Source organism: Bacillus sp. MZGC1 (assembly GCF_002998605.1).
Lineage (GTDB): Bacteria > Bacillota > Bacilli > Bacillales > Bacillaceae > Bacillus.
This window is the reverse complement of record NZ_PVRE01000001.1, coordinates 660,185-685,786: the sequence shown is the minus strand read 5'-3', so window position 1 is coordinate 685,786 and position 25,602 is coordinate 660,185. Positions and strand designations below refer to the sequence as shown.

Genomic DNA, 25,602 nt, shown 5'->3' with positions numbered 1-25,602 from the left:
TTTAGGAAACCGTTCAAATGTTATGTTTATCATATCGAATGTCAGGACAACCGTCAATGAGAAGCTAGCAGCAGGTTAATGCTCTTCATAAAGCATATAGTCCGCTCCAGTGGACGCATAAATCCGGTTGCGTCCTTGGCGTTTTGACATATACAAAGCTTGGTCTGCTTCAAATAGAAGAGTTTCTAATACATTTGGATCATAAGCTGTGTGAGCAATTCCAAAGCTCGCTGTCACTCGCACTTTTTCCTCATCATTCTCAAAGAAACTCATCTCAAACGAATGTCTAATTCGCTCCGCAATATGACACGCCTCTTCAAAAGAATGATGCGGCAGACAAATAGCAAACTCTTCTCCGCCATATCGTCCGAATAAATCGTCCATTTGTAAATGCTGCTGACAAATGGTGACAACATGACGCAGCGCCTCGTCTCCAATATGATGTCCGTGCGTGTCATTGATTTGTTTAAAAAAATCAATATCAAACAGCATAACAGCCGTATCCTGCGCATCCCCTTCTAGGATCATCTGCGTTCGTTCAATAAATGAAGACCGATTGAAGATATTCGTCAATCCATCAATATACGCACGGCGCTCCAGCTCTTCCTGGAGCAAACGCTGCTCTGTTACATCACTGATCACAATTTGCCTGCCCTCGATCTCTCCTCTCCTATTAAATAGGGACGATGCGGTCAAGTGATAATAGCTGGAATGACCTTTTTCCCTTTTCAACATTAAATCATATTGCGAATGATCCTGAGGAGAACGCAGCCACTGAATGAAGTCAGTATCTTTGATGATTCCTGAGAAAATATCGTCTATTTTATAGCCAATCCCCTTTTTATTAGAAAGTGCTGGAATGATCGATGCAGCAGCGGGGTTGTAATCTATGAGTGTCCGGTATCGATCTAAAATGAGAACCCCCTCAGACATATGCTCAAACACACGCTCCATCGCAATGGGAGAGAGCTTAAAGAGCTGGAACGACATAATCGCCCATAAGTAGAGTGCATTGGTTAAAAACATCACCACAGGGACAGGGTCAATATGAAGAGGTGTCACACCTAATAAATAGATAAAAGATGTCGTGATTGGCAGTAACATGCCCACTAGCAAAATGAGGATCTGCTTTAAATATTCTTTTTTTGTGACACGCAAAAACCAAACCAGCATAAAAATAGCGAGCATCGAACAGCCAAATGTAAAGACGCCATGAATGATATACCAATAGCCAATCGTAAAGTCAGCCAATAAAAATCCGTCTACCGGATTCATCGTGATGCTTCGATAAAAGAGTGAATGAAAAGAATTAGTGAACACCATAATGGTGGTGAGAGTTGGAATCAGTAAGATGAGAAGCACGCGGCGCTTTGTGAAATATTGATGGAATCCCGTAAATTGCAGCACAATCATTAGACTGAATGGCGCGATGAACGGAAGACCTATGTATTGAAAACAAACCCAGAACATGATCTGTCCAGGTGTACTTGCCAATAATTCAAACGTGTGCCCAAAGATATAAATCGCAGTTGCTCCAGACATGTACATAAACAATTGACAGCCAATATACCGGTGGCGGTTCGCATGAGCAATGATTGATAATATCACGGACAGAATGCCAGAAACACTCATGATCACAATAAAATGTAAAACAATCGAATCCATGTAAACGCCCCAATTTCAGTTATTTAGAACTAGTCTAATCCTACTATATATGAGGAAGTCGCAAATGGGAAGATGTGATTTTGATTTGGTTGGAGGTTTTTTGTAAAGTGTCGGTCGACTTTTGTTCATGAGACCTTATATTTCCGCTACTTTTTGCTTAATTTGAGGGAGAGATATGTTGCGATCGGAGAAATATCTGTACAATGTGGGATTGGGAATCAATGAAGAGGAGGCTTGCAAGGTATATGACTTTTTTGATTATCATGGCGGGGCTGTTTATGCTGATTCTTTTGGAGAAGCCATTTGAAAAGAGAAGTTCTGGATTGATATTTTTGGTGAGTTATTTACTGCTGATCGCAGTTTATGTGGTTCAAACAACGTTTGTGAAAATTGTATCGAATAGTTTGTTGATGATAATTGCGGTGATTGTGGTTTGTCCTTTGTTTGTGCGGTTTTTAGAGACTTATCCGAGGAAACATTTTAATAAAGTCGATCATTAATTGGCGAATGATATACCGATACAAATCTAATTCTAAGAATAAGCACTCCTCATGCTTATTCTTAGAATCACTAATGCGTATTAATTCCTCTTTCGACAACGTAATTCCCATTTGTGGATTATCAGTTTTGCGTGAGTTACCATGTCAAATAATAAGGTTTAATTCTTTCTTCAACCTTTTACTACTTCAAATAGTATACCGATGTAAAAAAGTCTCCTGACATTTAATAAACTTGATCTAGTTCAACTGCTCGCTTAAATGTAATACCAGTATTGATCGCAGCAAAGTGCTTTTCTCCACAACGGATTTTTTCTAATTCTGTTTTGCGTAAATCTTCGGCGGCTGTACTTCCTTTTGTCTCTACAATAAAGTACAATTTCTCTTTGCCATCTTCTTCAACAGATAATGCCCAGTCAGGGTTATAATTTCCAAGTGGCGTTTTAATTTTAAAGTCTGCAGGCAATTTAATATAAAACTTTACATTTGGATCTTTTTCACATGCTTCGGCAAAATCTCTTTCAATTTTAGAATCTACAATTACATGGTCATAAGTAGAACGATTATCTGAAACTTTCACAATGCTATCTTCATACGATTCAATTTCTTCTTGTTTGAATAAGCTTTGATCGTATACTTCTTCTGTTTCCAGTTTCTCATATTTAACGCCATCCACCATTGCTAAGCGTTTAGCTGCATTAATAATGCGCGCGGCCTCTAGCATATACATTTGTGGATTCACTTTAAAATCATGTAGAGTATCACTCTTCTTTAAAACCGCAATTAATGTTTTACGAGTTAGTTTCGTCTCTTGCTGTAACTCCGTTAAAATATCAGGAGTTTTTGTGTATTCTCGTTGAACTGTACTGAAACTTGTTTTTGTTGTTGTTTTTTCTTCGATACCACTTTCTTCGATTTTTAATTGCATTCGTTCGTATTCTAATTTCTGAATACGTACTAACAATTCATCCTTTAATTTTTTTGCCGCATCGCTAATGAACTGTTCACTATCAAATTGAATCGAATACGTCGTTTTATATTTAATGCGCTCCCACAGCTCAAGGAATGGCCCAGATAGCGCTTCTTTATTTAAATGAACCGTTTCTTTTTTTGCATGATCTTTAATTTCAATTTTCTCTGTATTAAATTTCTGCTCAATTGCAGCGATAACTTTCTCAGTCATATTAGGCGCAAGTACCGTATATTCTTCAGGTAGTTCAAATACTTGATCTTTAATTGCTATCGCTAAGGCGACAGTACCTTTCCCTTTTGAATCTATGTATTTTTGCTCCGTTAAATATTCAACTAGTTTTTTTGAATACTCATGACCTAAAGGTTTTCGATAACCTGTCAGTTCATCTTCCTCTAGCACAAGCGAACTAAATGTATCATGCTTAAAAATACCGAACTCTATACCTTCTTTTTCATACTCATGTTGTAAGCCATTTGCAAATTCATCATAGCTTTCGTTTGCCATCACTGTTAATGTATTTACTTCGAATCCGTGTACTCGCTCACCATTTTGATTAACAGCTATGCGAAGACCACGGCCGATTTTTTGGCGCTTCGTAAGTTCATCTTTCGAATCAATTAACGTACAAATTTGGAAGACGTTAGGGTTGTCCCAACCTTCCTTTAATGCTGAATGTGAGAAAATAAAACGCAACTTATGAGCTTTTTTTGTCATCCTTTTTTCTTCATCATACATCGTCAGTAAATCTTCTTTGTCTTTCATGATGATTCGGAAGGCACTTTCATCTTTTTCCCCACCATTTTTGAATTTACCTTTCTTATCGATTGAGAAGTAGCCATTATGTACTTCTTCAACAGGAATACGATAATCACGAAGCTTTTTATATTTTGGAGATTTTAATACGTCTCTATACTCTTCTTCAAAAATTTGACCGTATTTCCCTAAATAAGACTTACCTTCATCATCATATTTTCGGTAGTTTGCTACGTTATCAATAAAGAATAGACTTAACACTTTAATTCCTAAAGCATTTAGCTTTAACTCTTTATTTAAATGTTCCTCAATTGTTTTACGAATTTGACCACGCTTCACCTCTAAGTCTGCGTAATGTGCTTGACTTAAAAAAATGACAGATGGCTCGCCTGAAAACTCAATGTACTCATTGTCCTTTTCAGCTGATATATCACGAACATAACCAATCTCTTCATAAGCCGTTAGCTTTGTCTTTTTCACTAAGTCATCGTTTTTCTTTAAAGAAATAATCTTTTTCACAATGCCTGCTTTCGTTTTCACTAAAACCTCTACGGATGCTGTAACAGCAGTCTTCGTCGCTTTAATACCTATTAATCGTAAGTGAGCCATATTACCATCAATTGTGCGTTTAACTCCCGCTACTTCAATTTGTTTTACTAGCTTATTTTGATACGCTTCAACAGGTCCCAATTTATAAAGTAAGGGATAACCTTCTTCTTTATGCGTTGCAGAGAAGCGGAATACAAGCGACGGATTTAAAGCAGCAATTGCAGCCTTTGCATTAGCTGTACTATCTACACTTTGTGGCTCGTCAATCAAGACAATTGGATTCGTTTCCGCAATATAATCTTTAGGTGAAATACCATATAAGCTATCACGGTCGTTGCGGTTGAAAATATTATCTTCACTATTGAACGCTTGAATATTAATAACCATAATTTCCACATTTTCATTTGAAGCAAATGCTTGTATATTTTCTAATTTAGAACTATCGTACATAAATTCACGATAAACAATTCCTTGCATTTGCGTTTTAAAATATTCTTTCGTCATTTGTAGTGTTTTCATAACCCCTTCTTTAATCGCTACAGAAGGAACTACAATAATAAATTTAGTAAATCCAAATTTACGATTCATTTCCAAAATCGATTTTAAATAAACAAAGGTTTTTCCTGTTCCTGTTTCCATTTCGATATTGAACTGGGGAAAAGGTGATGGAATTGATTGAGCAATTGGAATACCTTGCTTAATTTGAATCTGTTGAACATTTTGTAGCAGTTTACTTTCTGATACATCAATTTTATTGCCGACACCTTTTTCACCAAATAGCTTTCCCTGTATATCTTGATCCATAATCGTAAATTCTGATTTACGAATTTGTTGCCCTTCAAATACACTCAATACAGCGCTTATCGCATCTGCTTGATACGTTAATTCATCAAATTGAATTTTCATTACCGCTCACCTCTAAATTGTTAACAAGTTATCTTCTGGATAACCTGCATCTTTTAGAATTTCAATACAGTTCAATTTATCTGAATCATCTCCAAAACCCGTATCGCTGAATATAACGCTGCTTGTTTCAGTTCCATGCTCCTCACGGCGTACAATTATTGCTTTTGCAATTTCTGGCGTAATCTCTTTTGATAAGCAAATAAATAAACTTCCAAAAGCAATGTCGTAAACTTTTTTACCGTTTACTTCAAAGGTTTCAATCGGATATGTTAATTCTAAACCTTGCTTTAACATAATTTCATACACAATATCCAGCTCTGAGCGATCTTCAACAAAAGGTGTTTCGTATAAATCAAGTTCATCTTCTAAATTAGCGAAATCGACATTCCATTCGCGAATATTCGATGCATCAAGTTTTAATACTTTAAAACCAATATCTAAGGCCTCTGGATCTACAATTTTCGCATCTAGCATACCTGCGTTTTGCTCTTTTTCTTTTAGTTCAGCTTTAATTTTCTCTCCAGCTCGACGAATTCGTTCTTCACCGATATCACAAATTGTACGATAGCCATTCTTATACGCTTCTGAATTCTCATCTAATGTTTCCGGTAATTGAACCATGATGAATTTACGGTTTCCACCATCTTCGGCATTTAATTGCATCACTGCATGAGCTGATGTTGCAGAACCCGAAAAGAAATCTAAGACGATTTCTTCTTTTGAATAATCGGTGCTAATACGTAATGCTTGTTGAATTAACTCTACTGGTTTTGGTGTCTCAAAGATTGCTAAATCATCAAACAACTTTTTGAATGCATTTTTAGCATTTTCATTAGTCGATACATCCTCGGAAAACCACATTGACTCTGGAGTCAACCCACGTTCTTTTGCATATAAATATGTTTTCACACGAGGAACTCCATTACCATCTTTTCCAAACCAAATAAGATTATTTTTTATATGCTTATCCATCTCTTCTTTTGTATACAGCCAGCATCTTCCACTAGGTAACTTGTGGATTTTTCCATTAGGTGCTACCAAATCGTAAAATTGTGACTTTGTACCATGACCAGCTTGTGCAGTAGCAGGGTCAGATTTCCACAATCCATTTGGATCATTATCAGGATTTTTATAATTTGCTAATGCCTTTTCACTCATTGGCAATTGTTTCAAAATCGGAGTTTTACTAGCTATATTTTTTGCAAAACAAACTAAATATTCATGCCTTGAAGATACTACCTTCCTATTTTCTCTATTTGTTCTTTTTTCAACTACGAAATTAGAAATATAGTTTGCCTCACCAAAAATTTCTGAAGTTATATTAAGTAAATTCATTAATTCATTATCATCAATACTAATAAAAATCAAACCATCATCTGTTAACAAATTCCTTGCTAACTTCAATCTCGCATACATCATATTCAACCAATCCGTATGGAATCGCCCATTACTTTCTGTATTCGTTGAAAGCACATTGCCTTCTGCATCCACTTGTCCTGTTTGCTGTAAATAATTCTGAACACCATCTTTAAAATTATCTTTATATACAAAATCCTTGCCCGTATTATATGGTGGATCGATGTATATCATTTTAATTTTGCCGTTATAAGATTTTTGCAATAACTTCAAAGCTTCTAAGTTATCACCTTCAATATAAAGGTTTTCCGTTGTATCAAAGTTTTTACTTTTTTCTGGAACAGGGCGTAATGTACCTTTTGAAGGCTTTTGAGTGCCTTCAATCATCTTTTTTTTGCCATGCCATGTGAACTGGTAACGTTCCTGCTCTGTTTCTACACCTTCGCCTAATACCGTTTTCAGCATATCAAAATCAATTTTTTCACCATCAGTTAAGATTTCTGGGAATAGCTCTTTTAAACGGTCAATATTTTGTGCCGTTATATCTAAGGATTCACCATTCATTTTATTAACCATTGTCTTGCTCCTTTTCTATTAATGCTTGTTTCGCAATCTTTACTTTATTTGCTGCTTGTTGTAATTCAACCCGCATGTTCAATTGTGTTTCTTTTTTAGCCCGCCTTACATAATCGTCAATTTGTGCGTCCATCACGACGAGTTTCTCCAGCAAATTATTTTTTAAGGAAATCGGTGTATAAATCTTATATCGAGATTGTAATTCTAATTGTAGTAAACGCTCAAGCCACGATTCATAAAACATTTTTAAATTTGTTTTACTAAGGTTTTCAAATTTCAATTGTTGTTCAACCTGTTGCAGACTTACGGATTCTTTTATTTCATAAATAGTATCATCTACTAAGTATCCATCTTTTTTCTTAATGTGTGTAGAGAATATCCATTTCTTATTTGAACCATCAAAGAATATAATTACTAAAGGATTCGGCATAATACTCATAAACACCTTATAAATTTGCACTGCCTTTTTTAAATTCTTTACGTTTATAGCTAAAAAAACGATTGAATCATAACGCTCTGTTTCACTTTCAAATGTATCGATATTTGTATTGCTCGCTTGGATCGTCGCTAAAATACGAATCCCTCTCGATACAACATGTTCAGATATGGCTTTTTTCTGAGCTGATGTTAGCTTGTTTTCTATTTGATTGTACGGCAATGTTTTCATAATTTGCGTTGCTTTCGGAAATCCAATCGCCTTTAATAATTGCGCTTCATTCATCATGCTTCATCCTTTACAACTAAGAATGAAATGAGTTCAATTTCATCGTCACCTAACTCCAACTGTCCTTGCAATGTATTGGAACCGAAGTTAAACAAGCTTTCAAAGCCTACCTCTTCTTGTTTATCTTTAATAATATCAATTGATTGCTTCAATAAGTCTTGATAATGCTCCAAATCCGCTGCATCGTTTGTTTGCTTATTAAACCACTCAACTGAATTTAATTCTGGCTGTTGTTTGCCAAGTGTTAATTTACGATAAACATCTAATATTTTCTTCGCATGTGTGTAATGTATAAACGCTTCGCCTTCATCTGTCACATACAATAAAATGTATGGTGCTAAGCTATTGCTTTCAACAGCTACTTCTTTATGCTGTTTGAAACAAAAAATCACACCTGATTTTGCTTCAGGCAAATCGGCATTATTTACAACCGCATACAAACCTTTTGGTGCAGCTGCAAGCTCTTTTTTATAGGACTTTAATGCGGTACTTAAATCACTTTTGAAATCGGTGTATGTTAAGTCAGTAATCGATATCACACCTGAAACATCCTCTAAGTTTAACACATCATTTTGCAGCGCTTTTAATTGATTGCGACGATATTCTAAATCATTCATTTCTTTCGATGTCGTATCTAAAATATCTTCTTCCCCAGAGGCAGAAGTATTCAATATTTTCATTCGTCCTTTCACACGTTCTTCTAAATTGATATATTCATCTAATTCCATATTCGGCCAAAAGTTGACGAGTTGAATTTCTGTATTAGTTGAACCGATACGATCAATACGTCCAAATCGTTGGATGACACGTACTGGATTCCAATGAATATCGTAGTTTATTAAGTAATCACAGTCCTGTAAGTTTTGTCCTTCAGAAATACAGTCGGTCGCAAAAAGTATATCAATTTCATCTGTACGTTTACTATCCACCTTGTAGCGTTCCTTAGATTTTGGTGAAAAGTTCATTAAAATATCATTAATGTCTTTGACACGAACGCCTTTTAAGGTACATTTATTCGCTCCACTTCCGACAACTAACGCAGAATGAAGTTGTTTATTAAGTAAACGCTCTGAAAGATTATCGTACAAGTACTTAGCCGTGTCAGCGAACGCTGAGAAAATAATAACCTTTTTATTGCCTGGATTAATTGGATTTTCAATTTTTCCTTTTATTAAATTGACTAATTGTTCAAGCTTGGCATCACGTATAGTTGAAATTTGTGTTGCTTGTTGTAATAAATCCTGTAATGTGGCTAAATCGGCACGTAAATCTCCTGCCCATTTCAACGCATCAATATCATTTAATTGAATTTGTACTTTGTCACTACCTACTGTAATCGCTTCGAGCTGTTCATCATCTAACTCCGTATCATCATATTGTTCCGAATATGTTGGCTGATTTTGAAGCTGTAATGTTTGGAGTGTATCTTCAATTCGTCTAACTAATTTTTCAAGCGTCAGTCTAAATGAATGAATAGAACTTTCTAAACGCTTGAACAAGTTCACCTTCATTAAAGCTGCTACTGCAAACTCACGGTCTGTTTGTTTAAACGTCGATTGGCCACCCTTTACTCTAGTATCATACAATTCTTCATAATACTTTCGTTTATGAGGTAAAACGTATTTCATTGGCTGATAAATACTAAAGCTCAATGACTCTAAACGCTCATTGACTTCGTTCATATTAACAAATCGGTGTTCTGTATCAACATCGGCTTTAATAGAAAGCGGCTTCAACCGAGTTGGGAAACTACCAATATCTTTGACATTATAATATTTCTCAATGTGCTTACGACTTCGAGCAATGGTTAGTAAATCAAGCAATTGGAAGTAGTCTTGCTCAACCCTATTTAAGAACTCTTCAGTCGTTCGCTTCGGTGCTGGCAAAGCTGACCAACGATTGAACGATGCTTGTGCCGCGCGTAACGTTTGCTCAATACTATCTATACCTTCTTTTTTAAGTGCCTGATCGTTATCTTCTGTTATAAAAGCAATTTGATTTTTGATATCATTCATTTTATTATTTACGGGTGTAGCCGATAATAATAGCACCTTTGTCTTTACACCTTTTTTAATAATTTCCTGCATAAGCTTTTGATAGCGTGTCAATCGACCCTTATGCGCATTGTTGTTTCGAAAGTTGTGCGATTCATCGATTACTACTAAATCATAATTTGACCAATTGATTGTATCGAGACGTATTTCACCCGTCATACCACTTTCGCGATTTAAATCGGTATGATTTAACACATCATAGTTAAAGCGGTCTTCATTTAACACATTTCGCTTATCATTTTGTGTGTAAACTGCCCAGTTATCTCGTAGCTTTTTCGGACATAAGACTAATACACGATCATTTCGCAGCTCATAGTATTTGATGACCGCGAGTGCTGAAAATGTTTTCCCTAGCCCCACACTATCCGCTAAAATGCAGCCATTATAGTTCTCCATTTTATCGATCATGCCTAGTACACCATCGCGTTGGAACGGGTACAACTTATTCCAAATAAACGTATCTTTAAAGTTCAATCCTTCTTTAAGAATATTATCCTCTGAAAGACCTTCTAAATTCTCCGTGAAAATATTATATAACGTTACAAAATAGAGCCACTCCGGCGCATTTTCTTTTTGAAAAGCATCTAGTTGCTCTAAAACTTCTGCAGTAACTTCTTTCGATTTTGTTTCATCTTTCCAAATTAGGTCAAATTCTGCAAGCAAGTTTTTTGTAACACCAAGTGTCTCTTTCATAACTGTATAGCTTGCTTGACGTTTTGAAGAAGTAATGCCTAACCCATCTGCTGTAAACTCAATTTCCGATTGAATAAAAATGTCCTCATCCATTTTGTTTTTAATCATGATTTGCTTAGGGTACGAGCTGTCACCTAAAATTGTCTTAAACTGGGCGTGTTGATTGATCCATTCGGATAACTCTCGTGCAATTTGTTTAGACTGCATTTGATTTCTTAATGGAATTTCAAACTGGTTTCCTTCTAAATCGAGCTGCTGGCCTTTTCTTTCTACTAATTTAAATTGATGATTATCATCAATTTCTTGTTGATAAAAGGTTTGCTCTGTAAAGAGAAAGCGAAAAGATTCCCCTTTCGCTAACGTTTTTTTTAATTCTTTAAAAATATTCATACTCAATTTTGCAGAGGCCACTGCAATTTCCGATCCGTTTTTTATTTCACCTTTCATTACATGAACGAGTGTGTTATTCCCTTTATTATCGACTAAATCTATTTTCAAAATTCAGCACCTCTTACATTACATTTCTAATAATTGATCAAAGTAACCGTCTTTCTCATTCGGATTAATGTTGATTAATGTTCGACGATCAAGCAATAAATTTCCCCATTCACACGAAGTTTCGGAAACAAATGTACATGCATGACAGGCCGCGCCATTTGCTGACGTATGATATTCAAATTCCCCATCCGAACAGATTGGATCAGATGAACAATAGCTCATCTTTTCTAATGCACGAATAATTATGGGTAATAACTTTTCGCTTTGAGCCAAGTTTGTTAATCCACCTAAACTTCCTTCTGAATCTCCAGAGGCAGTGTATATAAATGCACCATACATGTCATCGTTTGCATAAATACGCTCTTTTAAAGACGTCGTTGTATAGCCGCAATGTGCAGCTAGTTCCTGCAACAAAGCATGGCTAAATGTATGCAACAAAATTTGGCGTGGCAGAATATCTAATGGTGACTTTTTAAATTCTTCACGCTGGGTATTATATGCTCTTACAATAGCACTCGTAATTTGCTCAGTTTGTTCCCATTGGAGCAATTTTTCTAAATTAAATTGGAAGAAAATACCTTCACCGTAATTTCGCACAGCTGGTAACCATTTCGGTTCGCTTGTTATAACAACCGGCTGTGTTTTCGATTCTTCATCTGTAAATCGGTCAATGTAGTCTAATCGAGTAAATTCTTTTAAAACTTGTACTTCAGGTACAGAATCCACACGGAAAACCCCATCAAAATACGGCACTAACGTTGGCGCAATATCAACCTTCTTAGATGAAAAACGTTCTTCGTTTATTTCATCCTGAATTAGCGTGTTCCACTCTTGCTTTTTAATTGATTCATAGGTAGAACTTTCTGAAAGCGTTATTGAACCATCTAAATACTGCTTAATAGCAGGTATAAAAGAAGAAGGGATATTTTTGAAATTACATGCCATTTCAAGACCTGCTTCACCCATACTTAGATATGCTTTACTAAAATTTTCTTTATCTTTTTCTACTAAATATAGAACCTCAAATTCTGAGCTAGATGCTGTTAAAGGCACTTGTAAAAAACTCATAACAGAAGGTGAATAAACATTAGATGCGCCACGCAACGTCGTTTTCATTTTACAATTACATTTCTGTTTAGCAGTATTACTAATCCATGGTCGTTCCCCATGACAATCAAATAAACTATGATTCTCCCTTTCTTCAGACTTCATAATACTTCCTAAACTTTCTTTATGATTACAATGCCTGCAAATCACGTGTAAATCAGATAGAGATCCACTTGAGTCACAGGTTTTTAGCATTAGTCGTGGATTTTTAGAATGTTCTGTACAAGGTTTATTTCGATGTACCCATTCTTCATACGGAAAATCTGATAAGTGACCGTTCTCACATGCTAATACAAAACGGCTTGCATAAAGCTCCTGAATGTCTTTTTCATTTTTCAGCGCACAATAATAACAATTAGCATCACCATAATTCGTCATATTATGGCATTTCGGACAGATTTTCCATTTAGGAAACTCGACTGCTTTTATTTTTTGTTTATCGGGATTTTCATTTAAAATGCGTACATGGTCAACCCCTAAAAAGGATGTGATTCGTATGTCTTTTTCTTGAGGCGCCCTTCTTGATTGCCACTGGTCTGCTGATTTCACGATAACACTTTGAGATAAAAGTTCAACAATTGCTCCTGGTCCTGATTGGTATATTAGTTGCGAAGGTCTGATTGTTTCATTTTGTTGATTCATGATTTTAACACCTCAATTTCAATGACTGCTTCTACATTTCTTAATGACATCATTGCTGGACGAGCATCTTTTACATTCACTTCTTCATTAAAGTTTTTTAATAAGTAAGCTTTAACATATTTTGATTCTTTGTAAGCTAATGTGTCTTCAGCGTGCTTCCAAGCTAATTCTCGCCACCATTCTAATAAATCCTTTACTTCGTTTTCAATGGTTGCACCATTAGCATTTTGAACTCTTTCTAAAAATTGAACGCTCGCTGTATCTACTTTATTTTGTAGTTGTACTATTTTTTTCGGACTTTGCTCAGCGTTGATTTCCATAATCGTTTGACGCATAAATCCAATAAACGTACCTGTTAACCCTTTATATAAAGCACCTTTTGCAAAAGGTGTTACACTCATCGTTTCTACATGACGGTAGAGTGCTTGATGGTATGCTTTAAAACGCTCAAAATGCGATAAATCTCTAGACCGTAGTGAATTAAGAAGAACAAATACAACGCCTGGATATTTACGTCCAACACGGCTCGTCGCTTGAATATATTCGGAAGTCGTTTTCGGTTGCCCTTGTACAAACATTGTCCCAAGTCGATCCACATCGACACCTACTGAAATCATATTCGTTGCAAGGACGGCATCAAGAACACCTGCTTCATCTAAAGTTTTCTCCATTTGTGTTAGTAGCTGTGGAATTTCTTGTGCTTTTTTGCGGCTCGTTAATTCTTCAACGGCTAGATCATGTTCAAATTTATTTGTTGGATCTAGCATATTTAATCTTGAGTTTACTTCATCTTTAAAAGTAGTAACCATGCTTGCCAATTCTTTAACCGTATTAAAATAGCCTAGCATTGTATAATATGGATCTACTTTAAACTTTGGCTCACTTCTTGTTATCGTTGCATATGCACTATATGTTTGAATCGCTTGAATTTTATTACTAACTCCCGGTGCACAAATTCCTACATAGCATCGCCCTGGCTTTTCAGAAGTTGGCACCTCTTTTGAAACAAAATTATCATTTGCTTTTTGAACAGCTAATGGGAACTGCTGCATTTCCCGACCGTATAAAGCTCGAATTTGCTCATCCGCACCACTAATTGTTGCTGTTGAAGCAATTACTTTAGCTGGTCTTCCGTTATTTCTTGTTAATAGATCAGTTGCTACCTCATATAAACCTGTTAAAGAGCCTAATGGTCCTGAAATCAAATGAAGCTCATCTTGAATAATTAATTCAGGTGGTTTCAAACGATTAATACGACTGTATCCCCTTGGGATAGAATTAGTATATTTAAATCCTAACTCACGATGATACACGTTTTTATTACCAAAGAGTTCATGCATATCTTGTTTCCAAGGTAACTGAGCAATTTTATCTACCGTACCAATTAGCAATGTTGGTAACTTCAGATATATTGCCTCATCAACTGTATAAACAGGAATTCCGTGTTTAAATGCACATGCTTTATTAGAACAACAAATTTTCTGTGAATTTTTGTTAATTTCATACTGATCCGGCCCTAGTTCCGCCCCACACCACGGACAATTTATTAGTTGAATAGGATTGCCCGTCTTAACTTCTTTACCGTCTCGTAATTGTTCAAGCTTATCCATTGCATCTGCAAATTTATTAGGAGATGAATCCTGTCCAATCCAAAGCCCTATACTAAATGGCTCTTCTCCAAATAAATTTGCATTTGGTTTACGCAGAACTTCTGCAGCACAAATTAAAGCTGCAGCTCGTTGGAATTGTTGCGTTGTTAACAAACGCAATGTGTAACGCATAAAAACTGTAATTCCAGCATACTTGTCTACTTGTTTTGGGGCTAATAATCGGCGATATGCCATGACATAAGCTGCCACACCTAAATAAGCCTCTGTTTTACCGCCCCCAGTTGGGAACCAAATTAAATCAACAATTTCTCGATCTATATGCTGTTCATCAGATATACCGGCAACATTCATAAGTAAAAATATTAATTGGAATAAACGCCATTCTCCATCTAATGTAGGTTTTATTCTCTCTCCGGTAGTACGATACGTTTGAGCCACACCTGATTGCGCTCGTTGCAAAAGCATCGCACGGTTTGCAAATTGAAACGCCAAATAATATAAGGAATTATTACTTTTTGTAACTAATGAAATTCCTTCTTCTAGACGTTCGATTGTATTTTTTACTTTTAAAATATTTTGTTCTGCTTCACTCTTTAAATAATCAGGTAGCTCATTAACTATTTTCGTTTCATGATTCAACCATAATTTATATGCTGATGGTATAACACTTAATTTTTCTTTTAAAATGTCTACAGGATATTCACTTAAATCCTTCATCTTAAATGACTGATTTTCGATCTTACAATGTTCTACATTCGGCAATTCAAAACGTGGCATCCATGTTGAATAAATCGTTGTAATATTTCCGGCTGTTTTCCAATCAACCCCCACGCCATGACCGATTGCTATTTCTTCTTTGTCACGATAAAGAAGTTCATTTTGGACATGATACTGATCAGCTTTAGATGTAAATTTAGCAACATGAATTGTAGGTATATGTACTTTTAAAGAGCTTTGAAACATCACTTCATCTTGTTCAGGATATTGATTTTCTCTCTTTAAACTATTCATTAAAAAAATATTTACGTGATATAAGTTATTTCTATAATTAACGGTATAACGCACTTTTCCATACTTAGATTCATTTAAATTTTCTAATGTGCCTGTTCTCTGATTTGAAAGATCAATTTTCCAATTTTCCGCTTGTGGTAAACGCTTATGTTCTTTGTCCTCATAAATAGCCCAAGAAGCTTCAATTTCAACAGTTGTTAATTTTTTAAGTTTAAAACTAATGCCCATAGTAGATGAGCGAAACAGTTTTTTTAATGTAAGTTGTTCATCTATCTTTTCTTCACTGACTTGCACATGTGTTTCTATTGCATTATCACGTTCATTTATAACATCTGATGTTGAACCAAACGGAACTAACTTCCCTGTTAAATAAAATTGCATTGGGCGTATATTCTTTCCAAGAATCTCATCTTGCATTCGTGGACCAATTAAATATGTTTCTAATTCATGAATTAATCCTTTTCGCAAAAATGTATATTGCTTCATTTGAAAATTCACCCTTCCTCTTTAGATAATTTCATTGTAGCACCTTGCATTTCTGGGTAGGTAATATTTCCCGATAAAATTTTAAGTTTAATATTAAAATTAATTCATTCCTTTTAATTTTTATTTATCCCTTAGTTAAACCACTCAAAAGCAAAAATTAGAATTTTTAATCAATTAAACTTTTATCAACTATACAAAATAAAGACATAAAAAAAGCGCCTAAACGTTGTTATCCAACGTTTATGGCACTAAGTGAAATGCAAACCATTTCTATGTATGGAGACGGTGGGAGTCGAACCCACGTCCAGAGACATCGATTACTTAAGCGTCTACGAGCGTAGTCAACATATTTCGTGTTCACTCATCCGCATGCCTGCTGACGGGCGCTTGGAGAGCTAGTCTGATGGATCTCTTCTTACGTCCTCAGACGGAAACGTAAGCGTAGCCTACTTCATTGGGCTCCTCACAGACACATAGGCGATGTCAGGAAGAGCTCGCTGCACTTATTAGGCAGCTAGTGCTAAGTTTTGGTTAAAACTTTTAGTTTTGCCAGTTACATTTAAGTGCGTGTTAACGAGATCGCCTCTCGGCTCGCAGCCTAAGCTCGAACCATCCCTGTCGAATCCGTAACGTCCCCTTGTAAAAGGGATATACGGGATGGAAACGTTCAGCTTAACTGCTTCCGTATATAACTATTATAACAATCTCTTCGCTTGAAACAACTGGTGGTTTCTGTAAGAAAAGCAATGATTGTTTACTGCATAACATATTGTAGCATAATGCTTCCGCTCTCAGCAAGACATCTGCATGAATCTAGAATTGCTTTTGGCGATCACGGAAAGCACGCTCGATTTCACGTTTTGCATCTTTTTTCTTCAGATCGTCACGTTTATCATATTTCTTTTTCCCTTTACCAATTCCGATCAGCACTTTGGCAAAGCCATTTTTTAAATAGAGTTTCAGAGGCACGAGTGAGTAGCCCTCTTCCTTTGTCGCACCAATCAATTTGCTGATTTGCTTGCGATGAAGCAGCAGCTTTCTCGTTCTCAGCGGATCATGGTTATAACGGTTCCCCTGCTCGTATGGGCTCACGTGCATGTTGTGAAGAAACACTTCTCCTCGCTCGATTTTGGCAAAGGAATCTTTTAAATTCACTTTTCCTGCACGAATCGATTTGATTTCAGTTCCTTGTAACACAAGGCCGGCTTCATACGTTTCTTCTATAAAATAGTCATGATTTGCTTTTTTGTTTTGGGAAACAACCTTTCCCTCTCCCTTTGGCATTGGCGTACACCCTCCTTTTGACACAAACACGGTCCAAATCGTACGGATTATTTTATCAAACAATCCAGCTTTCGACAATGCTGACGCCATATGGTCAAAAAGCAAATAGAGCGTGACGCCCTATTTGCTTTTTGGCACGTTACTTTTTCTTTTTACGCTTTTGTTTTGGCGCGTTATCAAATACGCGTTTTTTCTTTTTTTTCTTCTTACTGCCTGTGAACCAGTCACTTCCGCCTTTATCTTCCTTTGGTTTATCCCCAGAGGTATTTTGACCTCCGCGTCCTTTTTTCGCTGGTGAATCTGTCCGTTTTTTGAACTTAAAATCTTTTGGCGATTTACGGCGGGTGCCTTTCATACCGACGATTTCAAAATCAATGGAGTGCTCATCTTTATTGACACTAACCACTTTGACAGTGATTTCGTCACCGATACGGTAGACATTTCCTGTCCGCTCACCGATCATGGCAAAGTGCTGTTCATCAAAGCGATAGTAGTCGTCTGTCATGTAGCTGACATGGACAAGACCTTCAATTGTATTCGGCAGTTCAACAAATAGTCCGAAGTTCGTCACGGAACTAATCATGCCATCAAACTCTTCACCGATTTTATCAAGCATAAATTCTGCCTTCTTGAGGTCATCTGTTTCACGCTCTGCATCGACTGAACGGCGCTCCATAGTAGACGCATGATCTGCGATTTCAGGCAGCAGCTGGCCCCACTTTTCTAAGGTTGCTTCGTCTGTTTTTTTCTGAATCAAATAGGTTCTGATCAGTCTATGCACGATTAAATCCGGATAACGGCGGATCGGTGATGTAAAGTGCGTATAGAATTCCGTTGATAACCCAAAATGGCCGATGCTTTCTGGATCATATTTCGCCTGTTTCATCGAACGAAGCATCACGGTTTGTATCACAACTTCTTCTGGTTGATCCCTCACAGCATCAAGTACACTTTGAAGGGCACGCGGGTGGATGTTTGTCGACGTTCCTTTCACAATGTAACCAAACGTTGTCACGAACTCTAAAAAGCGCTGAAGCTTCTCAGGATTTGGTTCTTCGTGAATTCGATATATGAAAGGTACATTCAACCAGTGGAAATGCTCTGCAACCGTTTCGTTTGCAACAAGCATGAATTCTTCAATTAATTTCTCTGCGACAGATCGCTCACGAATGACAACGTCTTTCGCCGCTCCTTCATCATCTACAAGCACTTTTGCTTCCTTGAAATCAAAGTCTACTGCTCCGCGCTCCATTCGTTTGTCGCGAAGAATCTCTGCAAGCTTCTCCATCTCTTGGAACATTGGCACAAGCGGCTCATATTTGTCTAAAAGCTCTTCGTCTTGGTCGACTAAAATCTTATTCACATCAGAATAGGTCATTCTTTCCGTCGTTTTGATCACACTTTGGAAAATCTCATGTTTGACGACCTTCCCATTTCGATCGATGACCATTTCACAAGACAGGGTGAGACGATCGACCTTCGGATTCAATGAGCAAATACCGTTTGACAGGCGGTGCGGGATCATCGGAATGACGCGGTCTACGAGATACACACTCGTTCCACGCTCATAAGCTTCCTGATCAATCGGGGAGTTCTCTGTGACATAATGAGAGACATCTGCAATATGCACCCCTAGCTTATATTTGCCATCATCCAGCTTTTGCACCGTAACGGCATCATCTAAGTCCTTCGCATCTGCTCCGTCAATTGTTACAATCGTTTCGTTGCGCAAGTCACGTCTGCCTTCCAGGTCTTTTTGATCAATCGTTTCAGGTGTGTCTACTGCCTGCTGAAGCGCTTCTTCTGGGAACTCACCTGGCAGGCCGTGTTTATGAATGATCGATAAAATATCAATGCCAGGGTCATTTTTATGACCGAGGATTTCAGTCACTTCGCCCTCTGCACTCATTCTTCCTTCTGGGTAGCTTGTCAGCGTCACGACCACTTTATGCCCTTCGACCGCTCCATTTTTAGCGGATTTCGGGATGAAGATATCGGTTGTGATTTTTTTATCATCAGGAATGACAAAGCCAAAGCTTTTCGTTTCTGTGTAGGTACCGACAACCGTCTGAGTATTACGCTCCAGAATTCGGATGACAGTTCCTTCTTTTTTTGTGCCGTTTGATTTGTGGCTGACACGAACCATGACCGTATCACCATTCATCGCTGTGCCTAGCTCATTAGGCGGAATGAAAATATCATCCTGTCCAAACTCTTCTGGTGTCACAAATGCAAAGCCTTTTGCATGAGCAGACAGCTTTCCTTTTACCAAGTTCATTTTTTCTGGTACACCGTAGCGATCGCTGCGCGTGCGAACGATGAGTCCTTGATCTTCCAGCATCACAAGTGCTTTGACGAGCTCTTTATAATCATCAGGATTGGTAATCTCCATCATCACTTCCAGCTCTTGAACGGTTAACGGTTTATAAGCTTCATCTTTCATAAAAGCGAGTAATTCATCCATAAATTCTTCTTTTTGCACACTCTAACCCCCTATATATTTAAATTGACCAATTAAGTGATTCTAAGAATGCATATACATCCTGATGAACCTTCTCGCGCTCTTTATCAAGCGTGATCACATGGCCTGATTCTTCATACCATTTCAAATGCTTTTGATCTGTCTCTACTTCGTTATAAATGATATTCGCACTGTCTGTATTAATCATATGATCATGACGTGCCTGAACAACAAAAGTAGGTGAATAAATCATGTCGACATTGTTTCTGACATCTGCAATCAGTTCTTGCAGGCTCCTCAGTGTACCCATTGGCGTTTTCTTGAACTCTTCCATTTCCTGTTCAATCTGCTCCTCTGACTTACCCTCGAATTTCTTATAGTTACGGGCATATTCTAGTACACCCTGGTACATGACTTCTTCACTTTTTATGTACATAGGTGCACACATAGGTACAATTCCCTTTACAGGTACAGTGTAACCTAATTTCAATGAAAAAACTCCTCCGAGGGATAGTCCGCAAACCGCAATTTCCTCATAGCCTTCATCTTTTAAGAATTGATAGCCCTCTTCTACATCTTTCCACCAGTCAGCCGGGCCAGATTGGACAAGCTCTTCTGGCGGCACACCGTGGCCTTTATATTGAGGTGCATGGCATGTATACCCTCTTTCGTTCAAATAACGGCCTAGCATTCGAACATCGGCTGTATTCCCAGTAAAACCGTGAAGAAGAAGCACCGCCTTTTCTCCACCTTTAAACGTAAATGGTTTCGGTGTAACAACTTTCATGATGTGACTTCCTTTCCTTCTGATATGGTTTATATTTTCCACTTGTATGTATGAAACAAACACAAAAGAGTGCTGATAATAAAAAAAGGTCTGAAAAAAGATCAGACCTTCTGTTACTCGCGCCTTACACGCCTAGATATGCCAATGCAAGTGTTAAGATGAAGAAAAGCACTGACAAAATAACCGTTAATCGGTGAAGTATCAAGTCAAGGCCTCTCGCTTTTTGCTTACCGAAAAGCTGCTCGGCTCCACCTGAAATAGCGCCTGACAGTCCAGCACTTTTACTTGATTGTAACAATACAACGATGATAAGTGCGATACTGACAATTACGAGTAATGTGATAACAAATGCGTGCATGAAAACACCTCCAGACAAACTGGTACACATAACTTTATTTTACATGAAAACAAGGTGCATGTCACGAAACATCAAAATAAAGATTCCCTCTATATTGTCGACTTTATTCGTTATTTTGATTCAATTTCATTCCAAAGAGTAGTATGCAGCATTTTTTATATGCAATTTTCGGTTAAAAACACGTTTTTAACGGGTTGCTTCTTCTTTCAATAGCTGTTTTAATTCTACTAACAAACGTTCAGCTCCTTCAGGACTCAGCATCACTTTCCCATTTCCATAGCTTTTGTTGTACTTCGTCACTTGTCCAGTTAACAGGCAGCTCTTATCTGCATCATATTTTTTTAGCATAATGGTTTGATCTTCAATGAAAATTTCTAACAGCTGCTCTTCTTTAATATTGAGTACCTTGCGCATTTCTGAAGGCAGAACAATTCTGCCTAGTGAATCAATATGTCTGACCATCCCAGTTCTTTTCAACGACATTGCCTCCTTGATCATTTCATTCATTGACTTTTGTCAATATCTTCATAGTAAAATAGATCTTCAAATTTTTTATCAAAGTAATGAATCATTTTGCCAATGACAAGCTGGCCTGGTTTCCGATGACCATTTAATACCCTGCTGAGTGTGGCAGGAGAAATGCCAATTTCATCAGCGAGCTGATTTAAAGACATATCGTTTTCGATCATATACTGCATGACAAAAGCCCGCCTGATCTGAATCTTTTCGACCATCATTACAACCTCCTATGGAATCAATATGTACAAAATGCAGGTGCTCACTTGAAACAGACCATTAACTTAAGTCAACACTTTTACCCCTCTGCTATTTCCTTTGGTCAATGATCATACTAAAATAAGTCATATACTGAAATGTGAGGTTCGATGTCATGAATCACTTTGGTGAACAATTACGCATTTTAAGAGAAAATAGAAAAATGTCTGTCAATCAACTCGCCATGTATTCAGGTGTAAGCGCTGCTGGAATTTCTCGTATTGAAAATGGAAAGCGCGGTGTGCCAAAACCTTTGACTATCAAAAAATTAGCACATGCCTTGAAGGTGCCTTATGAGGATTTAATGCTGCTTGCCGGTCATATTGAACAGGAGCAAGTTCATGAAATGAAACCAAAATATGAATCCATGTTGAAAATCTATCAAACGGCGCTTCAAAAGGATGTAGAACATCTTCCCATTTTTGATGGGGACAAATGGGAAAGGCTCTCCGCACAAGACATCAGCCAGCTGAATGAATACTTTCTCACGCTCATCAACCAAAAAAAGGCGAACAAATAGCGGGGCATAAACCTAATGTACATCCACTATTAACTAATGTCAATATTTTCATGGTATACTTGTTGCCAATAGTCAACAAATCGGGTAAAATAGACATATCTAATCTATAACCATGTGAGGTTTTGCCTTGATGAACTTTGGTGCATATTTAAGAGCATTACGTGAGGAAAAGAAGCTGTCAGTGAACCAATTAGCGATGTATTCAGAGGTCAGCGCTGCTGGTATTTCTCGTATTGAAAACGGGAAACGCGGTATTCCAAAGCCTCCTACGATTAAAAAACTAGCCGGTGCATTAAAGGTCCCTTATGAGGAAATGATGCAGGCTGCGGGCTATATTGAGGAAGCCTCTTCTGTCCATCAGTTGAAGGAAGAGGAAATAGCATTATCCAAAATAAAGGAAGCTGCAGCGCAATATGAACTTGGTGATCTCGAAATATTTGATGGAGACATTTGGTCAACTCTTTCGAAAAAAGAAATAGAGGATCTTAACCGCTATCTGTTATTTATGTTAAACAGCCGTTCGTCATCATAGAATGTTTTGAGCATTGACAAGCTTTTCGAGCTGATTTATGACAGATTTACGGTATAATGAGTTCAGATTGGAGTGAAGAAAGATGAATCAATCTGACATGTGCCCGCGGTTTGAAAAAGCAGTTGAGTTATTGAGTAAACGCTGGGTCGCACTGATTGTTTTTCAGCTTCTCTCAGGTCCGCAGCGCTTTAGTGAAATTGAGGCCGCTCTGACAAATTTAAGCGGAAGAGTATTATCTGAGAGATTAAAAGAGCTGGAAGCAGCAGGCATTGTAAAACGGGAGGTTTTTGCTGAAACACCCGTGCGCATTGAGTATTCTTTAACTGATATGGGGCGTTCCCTTGCACCCGTTTTTGAGGAAATTTCGAAGTGGTCCTCTGAATGGATCACGCTTGAATCATAAAATACCTGCATGTGAACCCGCCTGATCATCATAAAACAACCTCCCTTACAGATGTAAGGGAGGTTTTGTCTTTTTAACCGCTTAAGCAGATGTGATGTTTTTTGCAGCTAATGCTTTTCTTTCTTTTTTCTTGTTCGTTGGGCTTAAATAGCGTTCGAGCCAGCCCATGACTAGGTCAGCGATAATGGCCATGAGCGCAGTTGGAATAGCACCTGCTAAAATGATGGCTGTTCCGTTTGTGGCGTTTGATCCTCTGATGATGATATCACCTAGACCTCCCGCACCAACAAATGTCCCAATCGCTGTAATGCCGATGGCGATGACAAGGGCGGTTCTTAAACCAGCCATAATGACCGATAAAGCAAGCGGTAATTCAACCATTCTCAGCACTTGCCATTTCGTCATGCCCATCGCTTTACCCGATTCTAAATAAGCATGTTCAATGCTGACAATCCCTGTATACGTGTTGCGGATGATCGGCAGAAGCGAATACAGAAAGAGTGATAAGATGACTGTATTTGCGCCAAGTCCTAATACAAGCATCAGCACGGAAAGCATCGCTAACGCCGGTATGGTTTGTATAACATTGGTAATGGCGAAGATCCAATTGCTCAGCTTACGGTAATGCGCCACAAAGATGCCTACTGGAATTCCGACAATCGCCGCAAACAGCACCCCATACGCTGACATGAGAAAATGCCGATAAAATTCTTCTAACACATATGAACCGTTCTGCTGATAATACGTCCATAATTGCTGCAGTGTGTCCATCAGCCGTGACACCTCCCCATCTTACTCAAAGTAATTGTGCTTTTTTAGGAAATTTTTCGCAACGGTGGCTGGTTCTTGAAGCTCCCCGTCGACTTGATAGTTAAGCTCTTGCATTTGCTCTGTATCGATTTTTCCGATCAGCCTGTTGATCACCTTATCAAGCCCTGGGTTCTCTTTTAGGACTTTTTCCGGGACAACTGGCGATGCATCATATGGCGGGAAAAACCGCTTATCATCTTTTAAAATTTTGAGGTCATAGGCTTTAATTCGTCCATCTGTTGAATAGGCAAGCACAATATCCATTTTTTCATTTTTTAATGCATCATAGACTAAACCAATCTGCATTGGATACGTGCTTCCAAATTCAATTCCGTATGTTTTCACGAATCCTTCGTAACCGTCGCCTTTCTTTTTGAGCCAAATATTATCGACACCGAACCGGTAATTTTTCGCATTCTTTTTCAAGTCAGAGACGGTTTCTAACTTGTTTTCCTTCGCCATCTTTTGCGTCACGGCAAAGGCATACGTATTATCAAAGCCATAGGAATCAAACCATTTGTAATCATAGCGTTTCTTAAATTCTTTTTGGACGATCTCCATCGCACGCTCCGGGTCTTTTTCCGCATCCATTCCAAGCGTACTTGTCAAATCTGTCCCTGTATACCTTGTGGCAGAAATGTCGATATCTCCGTTTTCCATTGCTTTCTGCTGTACGGTATTAGAGCCTAGGTTTTTCACAATGGTTGTCTTTTTATCTGTGTAATGTTCGATGATATCGCTAACCATGTAGGCCATAATTTCTGATTCGGTAAAGTTTTGTGCTCCAATTCGCAGCGTATTGCCTGAGGAGCCGGCTAGTCCAGGAAGTGAACAGCCGCTTATCAATAGCAAGCATCCGGCAAGCAGTGCACTGATCCATCTTGTTTTTCGATTCTTCACATAAGCCAACTCCTTATGAAACTTCCTTCAATCCTTTTAAGCCTTCTGGTGTTACTTTTTTCTCCAGCTTCATCAATGTAAAGTCAATGATGACCGCTAAAATAGTGACTGGGATGGCACCCGCAATAATGTATTCCGGCTGATATAACTGAAGTCCAATTAAAATGTAGTCACCAAGACCTCCCCCACCGATAAAAGCAGCAAGTGTTGTCCAGCCGATTAAATAAATCGTTGACGTTCGGACGCCTGCCATAATGATCGGTACAGCAAGCGGGAGCTCAACAAGACGAATTTGCTCCCATGTGGTCATACCGATCCCTTTACCGGATTCAAGCAAGTTTTTGTTTACACCTTGGACGCCGGCATACGTATTTCTCAAAATAGGCAATACCGAATAGAAAAAGAGCGCAACGATTGCAGGTATTTTCCCCACCCCCAAAATAGGAATAAAAAATGCAAGAATCGCTAAACTAGGGAGTGTTTGAAAGATATTCACGACACCGATGACAAAACCTGCGCCTCGTTTCATTCGTGTGAGAACGACGCCTAAAGGAACGGCAACGATAATTCCTAGCACGACGGCAATTAAGGAAATATATAAATGCTCCCACATTTTTGTGAGGAGTTCCCCACCATTTTTCTCTAGAAAATCGATGATTTGATCCATGTGTCC

Annotated in this window: 20 protein-coding genes and 1 other RNA gene; 4 read left to right on the top strand and 17 right to left on the bottom strand. The window is 37.8% G+C overall.

The genetic code is table 11. The features are described from left to right. Positions 1-75: 75 nt before the first annotated feature. Positions 76-1,665, bottom strand: a complete 1,590-nt coding sequence (locus C6Y06_RS03355) for a histidine kinase N-terminal 7TM domain-containing diguanylate cyclase (RefSeq protein WP_106036519.1) — start codon at positions 1,663-1,665, stop codon at positions 76-78. 245 nt (positions 1,666-1,910) lie between these two features. Between C6Y06_RS03355 and C6Y06_RS03350 the strand changes: the two genes are divergently transcribed. Then, positions 1,911-2,165, top strand: coding sequence for a hypothetical protein (locus C6Y06_RS03350; RefSeq protein ID WP_106036518.1), 255 nt, complete (start codon positions 1,911-1,913; stop codon positions 2,163-2,165). Between the two features lie 223 nt (positions 2,166-2,388). On the opposite strand, the gene C6Y06_RS03345 is transcribed toward C6Y06_RS03350, so the two are convergent. From C6Y06_RS03345 to C6Y06_RS03285, 13 genes are all read right to left on the bottom strand, one after another. Then, positions 2,389-5,343, bottom strand: a complete 2,955-nt coding sequence (locus C6Y06_RS03345; protein ID WP_106036517.1) for a restriction endonuclease — start codon at positions 5,341-5,343, stop codon at positions 2,389-2,391. Between the two features lie 12 nt (positions 5,344-5,355). After that, positions 5,356-7,275, bottom strand: coding sequence for a site-specific DNA-methyltransferase (locus C6Y06_RS03340; protein WP_106036516.1), 1,920 nt, complete (start codon positions 7,273-7,275; stop codon positions 5,356-5,358). Next, entirely contained in the window at positions 7,268-7,996 is a 729-nt protein-coding gene (locus tag C6Y06_RS03335) for a DUF4391 domain-containing protein (RefSeq protein ID WP_189288302.1), read from the bottom strand. The genes C6Y06_RS03340 and C6Y06_RS03335 overlap by 8 nt, the downstream gene beginning before the upstream one ends. Then, positions 7,996-11,244 carry a helicase-related protein gene (locus tag C6Y06_RS03330; protein WP_106036514.1) on the bottom strand — a complete coding sequence of 1,083 codons (3,249 nt, stop codon included), beginning with the start codon at positions 11,242-11,244 and terminating at the stop codon, positions 7,996-7,998. Before C6Y06_RS03330 ends, C6Y06_RS03335 begins: the two co-directional genes overlap by 1 nt. An 18-nt stretch (positions 11,245-11,262) precedes the next feature. Next, a complete protein-coding gene (gene drmB / locus C6Y06_RS03325) occupies positions 11,263-12,993 on the bottom strand; it encodes a DUF1998 domain-containing protein (protein ID WP_106036513.1) in 1,731 nt (576 codons plus the stop codon). Then, the gene (gene drmA / locus C6Y06_RS03320) at positions 12,990-16,100 is read right to left on the bottom strand and encodes a DISARM system helicase DrmA (RefSeq protein ID WP_223249908.1); all 3,111 of its coding nucleotides are present in this window, start codon (positions 16,098-16,100) and stop codon (positions 12,990-12,992) included. The genes drmB and drmA overlap by 4 nt, the downstream gene beginning before the upstream one ends. A gap of 274 nt (positions 16,101-16,374) precedes the next feature. Next, positions 16,375-16,737: a transfer-messenger RNA gene (ssrA, locus tag C6Y06_RS03315) on the bottom strand. Between the two features lie 176 nt (positions 16,738-16,913). Beyond that, positions 16,914-17,384, bottom strand: coding sequence for an SsrA-binding protein SmpB (gene smpB / locus C6Y06_RS03310; protein WP_060597311.1), 471 nt, complete (start codon positions 17,382-17,384; stop codon positions 16,914-16,916). Between the two features lie 139 nt (positions 17,385-17,523). Beyond that, positions 17,524-19,866, bottom strand: coding sequence for a ribonuclease R (gene rnr, locus C6Y06_RS03305; protein WP_106036511.1), 2,343 nt, complete (start codon positions 19,864-19,866; stop codon positions 17,524-17,526). Positions 19,867-19,885: 19 nt separating this feature from the next. Then, positions 19,886-20,632: an alpha/beta hydrolase gene (locus C6Y06_RS03300; protein ID WP_034660008.1), complete on the bottom strand. Its 747-nt coding sequence runs from the start codon at positions 20,630-20,632 to the stop codon at positions 19,886-19,888. Positions 20,633-20,756: 124 nt separating this feature from the next. Then, positions 20,757-20,990 carry a preprotein translocase subunit SecG gene (gene secG, locus C6Y06_RS03295; RefSeq protein WP_003212746.1) on the bottom strand — a complete coding sequence of 78 codons (234 nt, stop codon included), beginning with the start codon at positions 20,988-20,990 and terminating at the stop codon, positions 20,757-20,759. 186 nt (positions 20,991-21,176) lie between these two features. Further along, complete coding sequence (locus tag C6Y06_RS03290) at positions 21,177-21,467, bottom strand: AbrB/MazE/SpoVT family DNA-binding domain-containing protein (protein WP_003213714.1); 291 nt, start codon at positions 21,465-21,467, stop codon at positions 21,177-21,179. Between the two features lie 26 nt (positions 21,468-21,493). Then, complete coding sequence (locus C6Y06_RS03285) at positions 21,494-21,727, bottom strand: helix-turn-helix domain-containing protein (protein WP_024426059.1); 234 nt, start codon at positions 21,725-21,727, stop codon at positions 21,494-21,496. Positions 21,728-21,879: 152 nt separating this feature from the next. Here C6Y06_RS03285 and C6Y06_RS03280 point away from each other — a divergent pair, with 152 nt between their 5' ends. The 3 genes from C6Y06_RS03280 (at position 21,880) to catR (ending at position 23,219) form a co-directional block, all read left to right on the top strand. Then, positions 21,880-22,284, top strand: coding sequence for a helix-turn-helix domain-containing protein (locus tag C6Y06_RS03280; protein ID WP_034660010.1), 405 nt, complete (start codon positions 21,880-21,882; stop codon positions 22,282-22,284). Positions 22,285-22,414: 130 nt separating this feature from the next. Continuing rightward, positions 22,415-22,816, top strand: coding sequence for a helix-turn-helix domain-containing protein (locus C6Y06_RS03275; RefSeq protein WP_106036510.1), 402 nt, complete (start codon positions 22,415-22,417; stop codon positions 22,814-22,816). An 82-nt stretch (positions 22,817-22,898) separates the two neighbouring features. Continuing rightward, positions 22,899-23,219 (top strand): catDE operon transcriptional regulator CatR, encoded by a 321-nt coding sequence (gene catR, locus C6Y06_RS03270; protein WP_034660013.1) that lies wholly within the window; start codon positions 22,899-22,901, stop codon positions 23,217-23,219. Between the two features lie 81 nt (positions 23,220-23,300). On the opposite strand, the gene C6Y06_RS03265 is transcribed toward catR, so the two are convergent. The 3 genes from C6Y06_RS03265 to C6Y06_RS03255 are packed head-to-tail and all read right to left on the bottom strand — an operon-like array spanning position 23,301 to position 25,596. Next, the gene (locus C6Y06_RS03265; RefSeq protein WP_034660014.1) at positions 23,301-23,990 is read right to left on the bottom strand and encodes an ABC transporter permease; all 690 of its coding nucleotides are present in this window, start codon (positions 23,988-23,990) and stop codon (positions 23,301-23,303) included. 21 nt (positions 23,991-24,011) lie between these two features. After that, the gene (locus C6Y06_RS03260) at positions 24,012-24,929 is read right to left on the bottom strand and encodes an osmoprotectant ABC transporter substrate-binding protein (RefSeq protein ID WP_034660015.1); all 918 of its coding nucleotides are present in this window, start codon (positions 24,927-24,929) and stop codon (positions 24,012-24,014) included. 13 nt (positions 24,930-24,942) lie between these two features. Then, complete coding sequence (locus C6Y06_RS03255; protein ID WP_003213477.1) at positions 24,943-25,596, bottom strand: ABC transporter permease; 654 nt, start codon at positions 25,594-25,596, stop codon at positions 24,943-24,945. Between the last annotated feature and the right edge of the window lie 6 nt (positions 25,597-25,602).

What these genes read in the sequence shown, in the direction of transcription:
- C6Y06_RS03255 (WP_003213477.1), bottom strand. Translation starts at nt 25,596, where the DNA reads ATGGATCAAATCATCGATTTTCTAGAGAAAAATGGTGGGGAACTCCTC.
- C6Y06_RS03345 (WP_106036517.1), bottom strand. Translation starts at nt 5,343, where the DNA reads ATGAAAATTCAATTTGATGAATTAACGTATCAAGCAGATGCGATAAGC.
- C6Y06_RS03335 (WP_189288302.1), bottom strand. Translation starts at nt 7,996, where the DNA reads ATGAATGAAGCGCAATTATTAAAGGCGATTGGATTTCCGAAAGCAACG.
- drmA (WP_223249908.1), bottom strand. Translation starts at nt 16,100, where the DNA reads ATGAAGCAATATACATTTTTGCGAAAAGGATTAATTCATGAATTAGAA.
- C6Y06_RS03340 (WP_106036516.1), bottom strand. Translation starts at nt 7,275, where the DNA reads ATGGTTAATAAAATGAATGGTGAATCCTTAGATATAACGGCACAAAAT.
- C6Y06_RS03355 (WP_106036519.1), bottom strand. Translation starts at nt 1,665, where the DNA reads ATGGATTCGATTGTTTTACATTTTATTGTGATCATGAGTGTTTCTGGC.
- C6Y06_RS03275 (WP_106036510.1), top strand. Translation starts at nt 22,415, where the DNA reads ATGAACTTTGGTGCATATTTAAGAGCATTACGTGAGGAAAAGAAGCTG.
- C6Y06_RS03265 (WP_034660014.1), bottom strand. Translation starts at nt 23,990, where the DNA reads ATGGACACACTGCAGCAATTATGGACGTATTATCAGCAGAACGGTTCA.
- C6Y06_RS03300 (WP_034660008.1), bottom strand. Translation starts at nt 20,632, where the DNA reads ATGAAAGTTGTTACACCGAAACCATTTACGTTTAAAGGTGGAGAAAAG.
- C6Y06_RS03350 (WP_106036518.1), top strand. Translation starts at nt 1,911, where the DNA reads ATGACTTTTTTGATTATCATGGCGGGGCTGTTTATGCTGATTCTTTTG.
- smpB (WP_060597311.1), bottom strand. Translation starts at nt 17,384, where the DNA reads ATGCCAAAGGGAGAGGGAAAGGTTGTTTCCCAAAACAAAAAAGCAAAT.
- drmB (WP_106036513.1), bottom strand. Translation starts at nt 12,993, where the DNA reads ATGAATCAACAAAATGAAACAATCAGACCTTCGCAACTAATATACCAA.
- C6Y06_RS03285 (WP_024426059.1), bottom strand. Translation starts at nt 21,727, where the DNA reads ATGATGGTCGAAAAGATTCAGATCAGGCGGGCTTTTGTCATGCAGTAT.
- C6Y06_RS03280 (WP_034660010.1), top strand. Translation starts at nt 21,880, where the DNA reads ATGAATCACTTTGGTGAACAATTACGCATTTTAAGAGAAAATAGAAAA.
- secG (WP_003212746.1), bottom strand. Translation starts at nt 20,990, where the DNA reads ATGCACGCATTTGTTATCACATTACTCGTAATTGTCAGTATCGCACTT.
- catR (WP_034660013.1), top strand. Translation starts at nt 22,899, where the DNA reads ATGAATCAATCTGACATGTGCCCGCGGTTTGAAAAAGCAGTTGAGTTA.